The organism is Nonomuraea sp. NPDC003201 (assembly GCF_053590415.1).
Map to the genome: position 1 here is coordinate 38,517 of NZ_JBSFTC010000052.1, position 12,998 is coordinate 51,514.

The following is a 12,998-nucleotide window of genomic DNA, read 5'->3' on the forward strand; positions in this document are numbered from 1 at the left end:
GCGGTAGGGCCCCCTCACACGCTGGGATGATGCGCAGGTCAGAGCGCTGATCTAGCGTAGGGGTCGTGCGAGGAAAGTTCGGATTCGATCCTTATCTCGCCCTCATCGTGGCGGCTGCCCAGTTCGTCATCGCCAAGGGGGCGTCCTGGGGGCAGCGGTTTGAAAGGGAGCCGCTCGACCCTTACGCGTACGGCCTGCTGCTGGTCGGGCCGCTGGCGATCCTGCTGCACCGCCGTTTCCCGCTGCTCACGACCGCCGCCGCGCTCGGCGCGTGCGACCTCTACCTGGCCGGCGGGTACGCCTACGGCCCCAGCTTCATCAGCCCGGCGGTGCTGCTGTTCCTGCTGGTCACGCGGGGCAGGAGGGCGATGGCCTGGTTCATGGCGGGGATGACGGTGCTGTCGTTCCTCACCTACGCCTGGCTGATCGGCAACCGCGACCTCTTCCACAGCGTGTGGATCCTCACGTTCATCATGCTGCTCATGGTCGTGGCCGAGCTGGTCAGGATCGTCAGGGAGCGGCGGGCCGAGCGTGAGCGCGTCGCCGAGGAGGAGGCCAGGCGGCAGGCCAGCGAGGAGCGGCTGACCATGGCGCAGGAGCTGCACGACGTGCTCGCGCACAACATCTCGCTCATCCACGTGCAGGCGTCCACCGCGCTGCACCTCATCGACGACAACCCCGACCACGCCAAGACCGCTCTGGCCACCATCAAGACGGCGTCCAAGGAGGTTCTGGGCGAGATGCGCTCGGTCCTGAACGTTCTTCGCGAAGGGGCGCCCCGTTCCCCCACGGCCGGGCTCGACCGCCTCGACGACCTGATCGAGCGCTCGGGCATGGACGTGACGCTCAAACGCGTCGGCTCGCGGCCGTTGCCGCCGCAGGTGGAGCGGGCCGCGTACCGGATCGTGCAGGAGTCGCTGACCAACGCCGCCAGGTACGCGCCCGGCTCGTCGGTGAGCGTGCGCCTGGAGTACGGCGAGCAGGAGCTGGCCATCCACGTCGCGGACACCGGCGCGACGACCGCCCCCGTGCTGTCCGAGGCGGGCAGCGGCAACGGCATCCCCGGCATGCGCGAGCGGGCCTCCGCGCTGGGCGGCACACTGGTCGCCGGGCCGTCCGGCACGGGGTTCCAGGTCGAGGCCCGGCTGCCACTTCCCGAGGAGACTTCATGATCAAGGTGCTGCTGGCCGACGACCAGGCGCTGGTCCGGGCGGGCTTCAAGGCGCTGCTCGACGCCCAGCCGGACATGACCGTGGTGGCCGAGGCCTCCGACGGCGCCGAGGCGGTCCGGCTGGCGGGCGAGCACCAGCCGGACGTGGTGCTGATGGACATCCGCATGCCCGGCATGGACGGCCTGACCGCCACCCGGCAGATGCCGCAGGGGCCGCACATCATCATCCTGACGACGTTCGAGCTGGACGAGTACGTCTTCGAGGCGCTGCGCGGCGGGGCCAGCGGCTTCCTGGTCAAGGACACCGAGCCGGCCGAGCTGATCCAGGCCGTCCGGGTGGTGGCGGCGGGGGAGGCGCTGCTGTCGCCGAGCGTGACGCGCCGGCTGATCGCCGAGTACGCCTCCCGGGCCAAGGAGCCGGTCGCCGCCGACGGCCTCGACCAGCTCACCGAGCGCGAACGCGAGGTGCTCGGCCTGGTCGGGACCGGCATGACGAACGACGAGATCGCGGCCAAGCTGTTCATGTCACCGGCGACGGCCAAGACGCACGTGAGCCGCACCATGATGAAGCTGCACGCCCGCGACCGCGCCCAGCTCGTGGTGATCGCCTACGAATCGGGCCTGGTCAAGCCCGGCTGGCTGTGAGCCCGAACCACTCCTGGGCCGCCTCCGCGAGCCCGTCGGTGCCCGCCCAGGCGACGTAGCCGTCGGGGCGGATCAGCAGCGCGTCGGCGGGCGGGTCGTCGGCGCGGGCCCTCACGACGTCGATCCAGTCGTCGTCGAGCGTCGCGCCGCCGCCCAGGTCGAGCAGCACGGGCCTTCCCTCGCGCATGAGCTCGGCCACCCGCCGCCCGCCGGACAGCGCCAGATCCGGGACGAACCGGCCCACCAGTGGGTGCGCCGCCGGGCCGTACCGGACGCCGGAGTCGTGCAGCAGCCCGGCCACGTGCCGCAGCGGCTCCTCGAAGGCGAACACCTCGGTGAGCAGTTCCCGCAGCGCCGCGCCGTCCTCCCCCTCCAGCCGGTCGAGCACCGCCTGTGCCCGCGTCTGCATGAGGGCGCGCTCGGCGACCGGCCGCCGCTCGGACTCGTACGTGTCCAGGAGCCCGTCGGAGGCCCGCCCCCGGAGCGCGGCGGCCAGCTTCCAGCCGAGGTTGGCCGCGTCCGTCATGCCGATGTTGAGCGCCGAGCCACCTGCGGGGAACAGGTGCGCGGCGTCACCGGCCAGGAACACCCGCCCCGCCCGGTACCGCTCGGCCAGCCGCGCCTGGGCCACCGTGCTGGACAGCCAGATCGGCTCGCCCAAGGGCAGGTCCCGGCCCAGCACGCGGCGTACGGCCGCCCGGAAGTCCTCCGGCGTCACCCGGCCGTCGCCGGGAGCCCCCTTCTCGCGCACGCCGGCGATCAGCACGCCGTGCTGGAGCGAGGTGAGCAGCAGGCGGCCGTTCGGGGTGCGGTTCCAGCCGGGCGCCAGGCCGTCGGTCTCCAGTGCCTCGAAGACGCCCGTGTCCGCGCCGGTCGCGAAGTGCCCGAGCCGCAGCACCTCGTCGTCGGTCGTGCCGGGGAAGCCGATCCCGGCCTCCCGCCGTACGCTGCTGCGCCCGCCGTCGCAGCCCACCACGTACCGGGCCCGCGTCCGCGTGCCGTCCGCGAGCTCCAGCGTCACCCCCTCCTCGTCCTGGGCCAGGGAGAGCACCTCGCAGCCCCGCCTGATCTCGGCTCCGAGCTCCTTGGCGCGCTCGGCGAGCAGGTGCTCCATCCGCGGCTGCTGGATCATCAGCAGCCGTAACGGCAGGTCGGCCGCCCCCGCGAAGCGCAGCGGCACCGAGCCGAACGGGAACCCCGGCGGCCGTCCGGCGAACGGGCTGCCCGCGCTGAAGCGCTCCAGCAGGCCGCGGTGGTCGAGCAGGTCGACGATCTGCCCGCCCAGGCCGTTGGCCCTGGGCAGCTCGCTCGGCTCCGGCCTCTTGTCCAGCACGATCGGGCGGACTCCCGCCAGGCCCAGCTCGCACGCGAGCATGAGCCCCACGGGTCCCGCCCCCACGATCAACACGTCATCCATGGCTGTCAGGCTAGATTGACAAACCAGGGCTGTCAATCTAGCCTGACAGGGTGGACGTAACAGAGCTCTCCGAACGGATCAGGTCGAACGACCCGGCCTTGGGCCTGCGGGCGGTGGGCGCGCTGCACCGGCTGGCCGAGCAGGTCGAGGCGGTGTCGGTGGCGCTGGCCAGGGAGCAGGGCTGGACCTGGGAGCAGATCGGCGACGCGCTCGGCATGTCACGGCAGTCGGTGCACGCCAAATACGGGAAGTGAGGGGTTCGCGATGTTCGGCTTTGAGAAGAGCCGGTTCGGCGTGATCGTCAAGGCCGCGTTCGACGAGGCCAGGCAGCGGGGCGACCGGCGGCTGGGCACCGAGCACCTGCTGCTCGGCGTCCTGCACGACGCGGACCTCGCCCGCGCTCTCGGCGTGGACGTGGCGGGCGCGCGGGCCGCGCTCGACGAGCTCGACCGGGCGGCGCTGCGCATGCTCGGCCTGGAGGTCGGGGACCTGCTGCCGCGGACGCCGCGCAAGCACCCGCAGGTGCCCGGCACCGCGCTCACGTCGAGCGCCCGCGCCACCATCAACCAGGCCATCAAGGCCACGACGATGAAGACCAGGTCGGCCGAGGCGCCGCGGCAACTGGTGATCGCCCTGCTGGCGCAGGGGCGGCCCGACCCGGTCGCGGGGCTGATCGACCACCTCGGCATCGACCGAGCGGCGGTACGCGGCCGCTGCGCATGATGCGGAGCGAATGACGAAATTTGGTTGAACGTCCGGCGGGGCCGCTGACAAGGTCGAAGAATGAGCCGTACGTACGACGACCTCGTCCAGGAGGCCGCCACGGCCTCCGTGGACGGCTGGGACTTCTCCTGGCTCGACGGCCGGGCCAGCGAGGAGCGGCCCTCCTGGGGGTACGCCAGGCTGCTCGGCGAGCGGATGGCCGGGGCCGGGGCCGCGCTCGACGTCCAGACCGGCGGGGGCGAGATCCTGGCCGGCGTGCCCGAGCTGCCGGCGGTGACCGTGGCCACCGAGTCCTGGCCGCCCAACCTCAAGCTGGCCGCCTCGCGGCTGCGCCCGCGCGGGGCGTGGGTGGTGGCCGACGACGATGATCCGCGCCTGCCGTTCCGGGACGGCGTCTTCGACCTGGTCACCAGCCGCCATCCGGTGGAGACCTGGTGGGAGGAGATCGCCCGCGTGCTGCGCCCCGGCGGCGCCTACTTCTCGCAGCAGGTCGGGCCGTGGAGCGTCGCGGAGCTGACGCACTATTTCATGGGCCCCCACGACGGCTCCTCCCGCGACCCCGACCGGGCCAGGGCGGCGGCCGGGTCGGCCGGGCTCGAGGTCGTGGACCTGCGGTTCGAGCGGCTGCGCATGGAGTTCTGCGACGTGGGGGCGGTGATCTACTTCCTGCGGAAGGTGATCTGGATCGTGCCGGGCTTCTCGGTCGAGCGATACGCGGACCGGCTGCGCGAGCTGCACGACCGGATCGAGGCGGAGGGTCCGTTCGTGGCGCATTCCTCCAGGTTCCTCATCGAGGCGAGGAAGCCCGGTGGCCCGGCTGCGTGACGTGGTGGTCGACTGCCGCCACCCGGCGTCGCTGGCCAGGTTCTGGGCGGCGGCGCTCGATGGTTACGCCGTGGCGCCGTACGACGAGGCCCAGCTGGCGCGGCTGCGCGGCGAGGGCATCGAGGACCCCGAGGACGACCCCACGGTGCTGGTCGAGGGCGGGCCGCCGCGGCTGTGGTTCCAGCACGTGCCCGAGCGCAAGGTCGTCAAGAACCGGCTCCACCTCGACCTGCGCGCCGACGACCTCGACGCGGAGATCGACCGGCTGCGCGGTCTGGGCGCCACGCTGCTGGCCACGTACGACGACTGGGTGACGCTGGCCGACCCCGAGGGCAACGAGTTCTGCCTCTTCCCTCAGTAGATGAGCTCGTACGCGCTGGGCTTGACCCTCCTCGTGCGCGCCCAGTACTCGAAGGTGAAACCCGGCCAGATCGTCCGGTTCACTCCGTGCTCGTCCAGATACCAGGAGTCGCAGCCGCCCGCGTTCCAGACGAGGGGGTCGAGCCGTTCGCGCAGGCGGCGGGCGAACGCCCGCTGCGCGCCCGGCTTGACGTCCACGGCCCTGGCCTGGGTCCTCGACAGCAGGCGCAGGCAGTCGATGATGTGGCGGACCTGCGACTCGATCATGAACACGACCGAGTTGTGCCCGAGGCCCGTGTTGGGGCCGAGCAGGAAGAACAGGTTCGGGAAGCCGGACGTGGCGATGCCGTAGTAGGTCTCGATGCCGTCCTGCCAGGCGTCCTGGAGCTTGCGGCCGCCCTTGCCGACGATGTGCTGCTCCTGCAGCGCGTCCACGACCTTGAAGCCGGTGCCGTAGACGATCGCGTCGACCTCGTGCTCGGCGCCGGAGGAGTCCACGATCGAGCGCGGCCTGATCTCGGTGATGCCGTCGGTCACCAGCTCGACGTTGTCCCTGGTGAGGGCGGGATAGTAGTCGCTGGAGATGAGGATGCGCTTGCAGCCGATCAGGTAGCCGGGGGTGAGCCTGCGGCGCAGGTCCGGGTCGAGGACCTGGGCTTCGAGATGCCTGAGGGCCAGCTTCTCGTGGGCCTTCATCAGGCGCGGGTCGACGGTGAAGCCGAGCGCCCGCGTCTCCAGGGCCCAGTAGATGGCGTTGCGCATGGTCCTGGCCAGGCCGGGCAGGCCGAGGATCCGGCTGGTGGCGGGGGTGATGGCGAAGTCCGGCTTGGGGTGGATCCATGGGGGAGTGCGCTGGAAGACGGTCAGGTGGCTCGCGGCGGGCGCGATCTGGGGGACGAACTGGATGGCGGAGGCGCCGGTGCCGATGACGGCCACGCGCTTGCCGGTCAGGTCGATCGAGTGGTCCCATTCGGCGGAGTGGAAGGCGGGGCCGGTGAAGGACTCGCGCCCCGAAATTTCGGGAAATTTCGGTATATGTAGGGCGCCGATGGCCGACACGACGGCGTTCACCCGCAACGTCTCTCCGTCGTCCGTGGTGACCGACCAGCCGCGCCGGCCGTCGTCGTACTCGAGCGCGACGACGCGCTTGCCGTACCGGATGTGCGAGGTCACGCCGTACTTGTCGGCGCACGAGCGCATGTAGTCCCAGATCTCCTCCTGCGGGGAGAACATGCGGGACCAGCCCGGGTTCAGCTCGTACGAGTAGGAATACATGTGCGAGGGAACGTCGCACGCGCAGCCGGGGTAGGTGTTGTCCCGCCAGGTGCCGCCCAGGTCGGCGGCCTTCTCCAGGATGACGAAGTCGTGGTACCCGGCCTCTTTGAGCTTGATGGCCATGCCGATCCCGGCGAACCCGGACCCGATGATCGCTAACCCTGGCATCTGACCTCCCGGGGTGGCGCTTATTGGACGCTAAATCCAATTTAACGACCCCACCTCACCGAGGTCCAGAGCGCCCCCCTCACACCCTCCGCGCCTCACCCCACTACCCGCGCCGTCCCGCTACTCGCGCGTCCGCTCCGGCTTCGCGTGCCCCCCGTGCGCCCGTCCCGGCCACCGTCCGTGCACCTCAGCCCGAGGCCCCGGCCCCATGGACCCGCACCGCAGCGCGCTCCCGGCCCTGCCCCGGCCCTCGCGCACTCCCAGCCCCCGCGCGCCCGCTCGGTTCCGCTCGCTTGCCTCACTGCTCGTGCGCCCGCTCTGGGTCCTTGCCGCTATCCCGCCCCCAGGGAGTCTCCGGCCTCGCCGCCCCCAAGCGGCCGTTCGCTTGTTCGGGGGCCGTGCGCGTTCCTGCGCGGGCATGCACGTGGTGTGGCGGCTCTTGCGTGTCGAGTGCTGCGCCTCGGCTGAGGTCCTTGGGAGGCGTCCGCCTCGCGGGCCGGAGCGGCGTCGGCAGAGGAGGCGGCAGGGGAGGCGGGGTGGCCGAGGGCCCGCGCGTCGTTGGGCGGGCCGAAGGGACGATTGCGTGAACGGCGAGAAACCGCCACGGCCCCCGCGGCGGTTCGATCAGATCTGGGGTTACTTCAGCAGGAGGAAGGCGGCGACACCGATGATCACGATCGCGACGACGACCGCGATGATCGGTACGACGGGGGACTTCTTGGGGGTGGTGGCAGCTTCCTGCTCGCGGCGCTGCGCGAAAGCCTTGAACTGCTGGGTGCTGCCCGAAGGGTCGATATGCTGGTCAGACATGGCCAGCAGCCTAGCGTGAGCGCCTGTGTCGTTTGCACTGTTTGTTGGTATCGGTAGGCATGGGCTGATTAGGGGACCACCCCACCCGGCGGATAGCTTTGAGGCATGCTGCGGACCCTGTTCTCCCCCCGTCTCATGGGGTTGCACCTGCTCACGATCGGGGTCCTCGTCGCGTTCATCCTGCTCGGGCGCTGGCAGCTCGGCGTTTTCCAGGATTCGGGAAAGCCGCACGCCTCCACCGATCCCGGGCCCGTCGCGGTCGGTACGCTCGCCCAGGTGGGCCCGCAGCTGAACGGTGAGCTCGTGGGCCGCAAGGTCACGGCGGAGGGGGTCTACGAGGCCGGCCGCCAGCTCCTGGTCGCCGACCGGCGGGCCGACGTCGACGCCCCCGGCGGCAACGTCTCGCGCGACCGCGGCTACTGGGTGCTCACGCCGCTCCGGCTCGACGACGGCACGCTGATGCCGGTGGTACGGGGCTGGACGGCCAAGGCGGACGACCCGGCGGTCTCCGCGGTGCCGCAGGGCAAGGTCACGGTGGCCGGGCGGCTGCGGCCGCAGCAGGGCACCGACAGCGTGCAGCGGCGCGCGGAGGGTCTGCCCGCCGGCCAGGTGCAGACGGTGTCCACGGGTGAGCTGGTCAACCTGTGGAGCGGCCAGCAGGTACGCGCCGGCTTCGTCGTGGCGCAGCCGCCGTCCGGCTCGCTGGCGCAGGTCGAGATCCAGCCGCCGGTGGTGGGTGGCACGCTGACCTGGCGTAACCTGGCATATGCCGCCAACTGGTGGATCTTCGCAGGATTCGCCGTATTCATGTGGTTCCACTTCGTACGCGATGCCGTACGAACCGATCGGGACCGTGCCAAGTCCCCTGAGATGGCTCTGGAAGGTTAATCGTGGAATCGGCTCTGAAGCCCTTCCGGGTGCTCGCGTACGTGGTCGGCTGCATGCTGCTCGTGCTCTGCGTGGCCATGGTGGTGCGTTACGGCTTCGGCGACCCGACGCTGTCGAAGGTCATCGCGCCCATCCACGGCGGGCTCTACATGCTCTACCTGGTCGCGGTCATGAACCTGGGCATGAAGGCGCGCTGGACGTGGCAGTACATGCTCGGCGTCATGGTCGGGGGCACGGTGCCGTTCCTGTCGTTCTACATCGAGCGCCGGGTGACCCAGCGCGTGCAGACGGAGCAGGCGGCGGCGACGGCGGAGGCCTGAGCGCGCGGCGGACGCCCTGAGCCCGCAACGGACGCCTGAGCCCGCGGCGGAGGCCGTGTCCCGGCCACCGCCGCGCGGAGCTCAGTGGCCGATGCCGCGCCTGCGGGCCCTCTTGAGCCGCTCGCGCTGCGACGGGTCGAGCATCAGGTAACCGACCACGGGAGCGGCGATCACGCCGAGGATGACCAGCAGGGTGATCCATCCGGTCCCGAAGAAGATCAGCGAGAGCAGAACCGCGGCGCCTGCGCCAATGGCGTACTTCTGGATTGGCGACATACTCAACTTCCTCCGAGCTGCTTCGGAACACGGAGCGCATGCCCCGCCTCTCCTACATTCTGCGTCGCCTGTCCAACGAGTGAGCCCATCGCTTGGTTCCAATCGCGATGTATCTCAACGGGTGTGTCGTACCAACCGGAGGTCGCGGCGGAGCTCATCCGGAGTGGGACGTTCCAACGGATTACCTGACAAAAGACGGAACAACACCTGAGCCAGCGCCCCCGCTCGGGTCAGCGGCGCGCCGGGCGAGGGCGGCACGCCCTCGACGGCGGTGAAGAGCGTGGCGCCCAGGGACCACATGTCGGCGGCCAAGGTGGCGGAGGCCTCCGGGGCCGTGTAGGCCGGGAGCGTTCCCGACCTCAGCAGCGGGGTCAGATGGGCCCGGCCCCGGTCGTCGATGAGGACGTTGCCGGGCTGGATCCCGCCGTGGAACGCCTCCCCGGCCTGGAGCTGCTCGATCAGGGCGAGCCCCATCGCGGCCACCACGGGGATCGGCAGCGGTCCGAACAGCCCGATGATCACGTCCAGCGGGCGGCTCACGGCCAGGAGCTCCAGGGTCTCGCGGATCACGTCCGTCGCAGGCGCCCCCGCCGGGTGGAGCATGGCTCTGATCAGCGTCCTGAGCGGGTCCGCGCCCTCCGCGGGCACCTGCCCCGGCGGGCGGCCCTCCACCGCGAAGTGCAGCGTGGCGGCCAGAGCCCACAGGTCCGCGGAAGGCAGCATGCTGAGGCTGGGGAAGCCGAAGCCGGTGAGCACCGCCCGGCCCGTCGGGGTGAGCAGGACGTTGCCGGGCTCCACACGCCCGTGCACGATCCCGGCCTCGTGCGCCGTCGTCAGGGCGGACAGGACGCAGACGCCGACCCTGGCCGCCTGCGCGACCGGCAGCGGGCGGCGGGCGCGTACGGTCTGCTCCAGCGACGCCCCCGACACGAACTCCATGACCAGCCACGGCGTCTGGTCCTCGATCACCACGTCGAGCACCCGCACGATCGAGGCGTGCCGGAGCCCGGACGCCCGGCGGGCCTCCTCCAGGGCGGCGTCGCGCAGCTCGGCCGGGACCCGCAGCTCCCTGACCGTGACATCACGGTGCTCCGACTCGTCGAAGGCCAGCCGGACAGAGCCCGCGGCCAGGGGATTCAGCAGCCGGTAGCGACCGGCCAGCTTCCGGGTCTCACCCATGTCGAGGTGCACGATAGCGCAAGGCTGTCACGTCGCGTCACTGGCCAGCCAGGCCTCATGCGCCTCGTACAGTCTGCGCCAGAGCTTCTCCTTCTCCGGGCCGCTCACGTCGGTGAGCGGGAGCAGGAAGATGTCCGCCAGCGCCGCGTAGTAGTCGCGGGCGTCGTCCAAGGTCACCGAGAGCGTCCGGCCGCCGATGCGCTTCAGCTGGAGCCCGCGCAGGCTGTCCACGCCGTACGCGTCCCGTCGCTGGACGGTCGCGATGCGCACGAACCCGGACGTCGGCGACGTCGTCAAATGCCGGTGCATATCGACGAACGCCGACATGTCCGTCGGGGCCGGGCCGAAGTCCATGCCCTCGAACGAGCCGCTCGGATCGTGCTCGAACCGCCAGCCGCCCGGCGCGACCTCCGACGGGCGCAGGACGTACGTGAACGGCCCCTGCTCGTACGTGCCCTCGACCAGCGGCAGCGGCTCGTGGAACCCGTCCCCGAGCCCGAGGTCGGTCAGCCACTCACCGCCAGGATTGTCCTGCGACGGCAGGCCGCGCACGGTGAGCACCAGGTGGTTGGCGGTGATGCCGGGCTCGTCGCCGCGGTTCTGGACCCCGCCGACGTGCCTGGTGACGTCGTACCCCAGCGACCTGATCAGCTCGGAGAACGCGCCGTTGAGGTGGTAGCAGTAGCCGCCGCGCCCTCCGATGATGCGCTCGGCGGACTCGACGGGATCAACGGTGGTGGGGCGATCGAGCCAGATCTCCAGCGCCTCGTACGGCACCTTCTCGAGGTGCGCGGCGTGGAGCGCCCGCAGGTTCTCGGCGCTGGTGGGGGCGTTGAGGAGGCTGGGCAGGCCGATGCGGCGGAGGTATCCGGCAGTGTTCACCAGCCAAGTCTGCACTGTATGTGCACAAATTTAGGAGTGTCGTCTGCACAGGCCGCTTCTAGGCTTTCGTACGTGGCAGAGCAGCGACGCATCCTCGTGGTCGAGGACGATCAGACGATCGCGCTGGCCGTACGGAACAGGCTGGCCGCCGAGGGCTTCGACGTCAGGGTGGCCGGCGACGGGCAGGATGCCCTGATCCAGTACGGCAAGGCGGAACCGGACCTGGTGATCCTCGACCGGCTGCTGCCGGGGCTCGACGGGTTGGAGGTGTGCCGCCGGATGCAGGCGGCCAGGCCGGTGCCGGTGCTCATGCTGACCGCGCTCGGCGAGGAGACCGACGTCCTGGTCGGGCTCGGCGTGGGGGCGGACGACTACCTGGCCAAGCCGTTCAGCATGCGCGAGCTCGTGGCCAGGATCCACGCGCTGCTGCGCAGGGTCGAGCGGGCGGCCCAGCTCGCGGCCGAGGACACGGTGATCAGGGTCGGCGAGGTCGAGATCGACACCGCGGCCCGCCGGGTGTTCGTCGGGGGCGCGGAGGCGCAGCTCACCAGGACGGAGTTCGACCTGCTGCGCCGGTTGGCGGAGCGCCCGGGGCAGGTGTTCGAGCGGGACCGGCTGCTGTCGGACGTGTGGGGGTTCTCGGAGGCGGCGGCGACCAGGACCGTCGACAGCCACGTCCGGGCGCTGCGCCGCAAGCTGGGCTCCGACGTGGTGCGCACGGTGCACGGCGTCGGCTACGCCCTGGTGCGGCGATGAGGCCGCTCGACTTCCTCGGCCGCATCAAGGTCAAGCTCGGCATCGTGATCGTGCTGGCCGTGGGGACCGCGTTCGTGGTGAACGAGGTCGGGCTCAACTCGGGCCTGTCCCGCGAGTTACGCATCGCGGTCGCCGTGGTCCTGGCGTTGATCATGGTGCAGCTGCTGGCCACGGGGATGACCAAGCCGCTGCGCCAGATGGCCAGCGCCGCCCAGACGATCGCCAAGGGCCTGTACGGGCTGCGCGTGACCGCCACGTCGCGCGACGAGGTCGGGGAGCTGGCCAGGGCGTTCAACGCGATGGCCGCCGACCTCGGCGAGGTGGACCGGCAGCGGCGCGAGCTCATCGCGAACGTCAGCCACGAGCTCCGCACCCCCATCACCGGCCTGCGCGCGGTCCTGGAGAACGTCGTGGACGGCGTCTCCGCCCCCGACCCCGTCACCATGCGGACCGCGCTCGCCCAGACCGAACGCCTCGGCCGCCTCGTGGCCCAGCTCCTGGACCTGTCGCGGCTCGACTCCGGCGCACGCCTGATCGAGCCCGAGGCCATCGAACTGGCGCCGCTGGTCGAGCAGGCGGTGCGCGAGGGGGCGCTGGCCCGCGACGACGTCGCGATCCGGGCGTCGGTCCCCGCCGACCTGGTGGTGCGCGCCGACCCCGACCTGCTCGCGCAGGTCCTGGCGAACCTCCTCGACAACGCGGTACGGCACAGCCCCTCGGACGGGGTGGTGACCGTGACCGTCGCGGCGAAGGGGATCGGGGTGCTGCTGGCCGTCGCCGACCAGGGGCCGGGGATCCCGGTCGCGGCCAGGGGGCGCGTGTTCGAGCGCTTCTCCCGGCTCGACGCCGGGCGAGCGGCCGACTCAGGGGGCGCCGGGCTGGGGCTGGCCATCGTGAAGGAGATCGTCGAGCTGCACGGGGGCTCCATTCGCATCGACGACTGTGCGGGATGCCGCATGGTGGTCGATTTACCAGGGAGGACGACGATGGCGGATGTGCCGCTGGAGGGCGGTGAGCGGGGCACGGGGGCCGAGCAACTGCCGGAGGCTCTGGACGTCGCCGCCCCGACGACGGTGGGTCCCGAAACCCCCGATCGCGCCGCAGAGCTGGTGGTCACCGCCTCGGCCGGGGACGGCGCCGAGGTGGCGGGCCCGGCGGCCGACGTGGTCGAGGGCGGTGCGGTTTCAGGTGAAGGGTCCCGTGACGCCGGCGGAGTCGCGGCTCTCGTAGCCCTGGCCACGGTCGGTACGCCCGGCCGCGCCGCCGCCGAGAGCGAGACGGGCGCCGTCGTCGCGCCTGGGCC

Annotated in this window: 16 protein-coding genes; 10 read left to right on the top strand and 6 right to left on the bottom strand. The window is 71.4% G+C overall.

All coding sequences use genetic code 11. The features are described from left to right. Positions 1 to 65: 65 nt before the first annotated feature. Together ACWDX9_RS20645 and ACWDX9_RS20650 are read left to right on the top strand one after the other, a co-directional pair. Positions 66 to 1,172 (top strand): sensor histidine kinase, encoded by a 1,107-nt coding sequence (locus ACWDX9_RS20645; RefSeq protein WP_449956196.1) that lies wholly within the window; start codon positions 66 to 68, stop codon positions 1,170 to 1,172. Beyond that, entirely contained in the window at positions 1,169 to 1,816 is a 648-nt protein-coding gene (locus tag ACWDX9_RS20650) for a response regulator transcription factor (protein WP_364244097.1), read from the top strand. The genes ACWDX9_RS20645 and ACWDX9_RS20650 overlap by 4 nt, the downstream gene beginning before the upstream one ends. On the opposite strand, the gene ACWDX9_RS20655 is transcribed toward ACWDX9_RS20650, so the two are convergent. Further along, positions 1,797 to 3,233, bottom strand: a complete 1,437-nt coding sequence (locus tag ACWDX9_RS20655) for an FAD-dependent oxidoreductase (protein WP_449956199.1) — start codon at positions 3,231 to 3,233, stop codon at positions 1,797 to 1,799. The genes ACWDX9_RS20650 and ACWDX9_RS20655 overlap by 20 nt on opposite strands. A gap of 50 nt (positions 3,234 to 3,283) precedes the next feature. Between ACWDX9_RS20655 and ACWDX9_RS20660 the strand changes: the two genes are divergently transcribed. From ACWDX9_RS20660 to ACWDX9_RS20675, 4 genes are read left to right on the top strand one after another with little or no spacing between them, the layout of a single operon-like run. After that, the gene (locus ACWDX9_RS20660) at positions 3,284 to 3,487 is read left to right on the top strand and encodes a helix-turn-helix domain-containing protein (RefSeq protein WP_185071099.1); all 204 of its coding nucleotides are present in this window, start codon (positions 3,284 to 3,286) and stop codon (positions 3,485 to 3,487) included. 10 nt (positions 3,488 to 3,497) lie between these two features. Next, positions 3,498 to 3,956 (top strand): Clp protease N-terminal domain-containing protein, encoded by a 459-nt coding sequence (locus tag ACWDX9_RS20665; protein WP_449956202.1) that lies wholly within the window; start codon positions 3,498 to 3,500, stop codon positions 3,954 to 3,956. A 60-nt stretch (positions 3,957 to 4,016) separates the two neighbouring features. Continuing rightward, positions 4,017 to 4,781: a class I SAM-dependent methyltransferase gene (locus ACWDX9_RS20670; RefSeq protein ID WP_449956205.1), complete on the top strand. Its 765-nt coding sequence runs from the start codon at positions 4,017 to 4,019 to the stop codon at positions 4,779 to 4,781. Then, positions 4,765 to 5,142 (top strand): VOC family protein, encoded by a 378-nt coding sequence (locus ACWDX9_RS20675; protein WP_449956207.1) that lies wholly within the window; start codon positions 4,765 to 4,767, stop codon positions 5,140 to 5,142. Before ACWDX9_RS20670 ends, ACWDX9_RS20675 begins: the two co-directional genes overlap by 17 nt. Here ACWDX9_RS20675 and ACWDX9_RS20680 read toward each other — a convergent pair. Continuing rightward, complete coding sequence (locus ACWDX9_RS20680; RefSeq protein WP_449956210.1) at positions 5,136 to 6,584, bottom strand: flavin-containing monooxygenase; 1,449 nt, start codon at positions 6,582 to 6,584, stop codon at positions 5,136 to 5,138. The two genes, ACWDX9_RS20675 and ACWDX9_RS20680, sit on opposite strands and share 7 nt — an antisense overlap. Positions 6,585 to 7,220: 636 nt before the next feature. After that, positions 7,221 to 7,394 carry a hypothetical protein gene (locus tag ACWDX9_RS20685; RefSeq protein ID WP_449956212.1) on the bottom strand — a complete coding sequence of 58 codons (174 nt, stop codon included), beginning with the start codon at positions 7,392 to 7,394 and terminating at the stop codon, positions 7,221 to 7,223. A gap of 105 nt (positions 7,395 to 7,499) precedes the next feature. On the opposite strand from ACWDX9_RS20685, the gene ACWDX9_RS20690 reads away from it, so the two are divergent. Together ACWDX9_RS20690 and ACWDX9_RS20695 are read left to right on the top strand one after the other, a co-directional pair. Continuing rightward, complete coding sequence (locus tag ACWDX9_RS20690) at positions 7,500 to 8,282, top strand: SURF1 family protein (RefSeq protein WP_449956215.1); 783 nt, start codon at positions 7,500 to 7,502, stop codon at positions 8,280 to 8,282. A 2-nt stretch (positions 8,283 to 8,284) separates the two neighbouring features. Further along, a complete protein-coding gene (locus tag ACWDX9_RS20695) occupies positions 8,285 to 8,602 on the top strand; it encodes a DUF3817 domain-containing protein (protein WP_350728517.1) in 318 nt (105 codons plus the stop codon). An 81-nt stretch (positions 8,603 to 8,683) separates the two neighbouring features. Here ACWDX9_RS20695 and ACWDX9_RS20700 read toward each other — a convergent pair whose 3' ends face one another. The 3 genes from ACWDX9_RS20700 to ACWDX9_RS20710 form a co-directional block, all read right to left on the bottom strand. Continuing rightward, positions 8,684 to 8,878, bottom strand: a complete 195-nt coding sequence (locus tag ACWDX9_RS20700) for a hypothetical protein (RefSeq protein ID WP_449956217.1) — start codon at positions 8,876 to 8,878, stop codon at positions 8,684 to 8,686. A gap of 114 nt (positions 8,879 to 8,992) precedes the next feature. Next, on the bottom strand, positions 8,993 to 10,057 hold the full coding sequence (locus tag ACWDX9_RS20705; RefSeq protein ID WP_449956220.1) for a protein kinase domain-containing protein: 1,065 nt from the start codon (positions 10,055 to 10,057) through the stop codon (positions 8,993 to 8,995). Positions 10,058 to 10,084: 27 nt separating this feature from the next. After that, positions 10,085 to 10,939 carry an arylamine N-acetyltransferase family protein gene (locus ACWDX9_RS20710; protein ID WP_449956223.1) on the bottom strand — a complete coding sequence of 285 codons (855 nt, stop codon included), beginning with the start codon at positions 10,937 to 10,939 and terminating at the stop codon, positions 10,085 to 10,087. Positions 10,940 to 11,011: 72 nt separating this feature from the next. Between ACWDX9_RS20710 and ACWDX9_RS20715 the strand changes: the two genes are divergently transcribed. After that, positions 11,012 to 11,695 (top strand): response regulator transcription factor, encoded by a 684-nt coding sequence (locus ACWDX9_RS20715; RefSeq protein ID WP_313044633.1) that lies wholly within the window; start codon positions 11,012 to 11,014, stop codon positions 11,693 to 11,695. Then, positions 11,692 to 12,998 (top strand): sensor histidine kinase (locus ACWDX9_RS20720; RefSeq protein WP_449956226.1); only part of this gene is annotated, 1,307 nt, incomplete at its 3' end. The genes ACWDX9_RS20715 and ACWDX9_RS20720, both read left to right, overlap by 4 nt.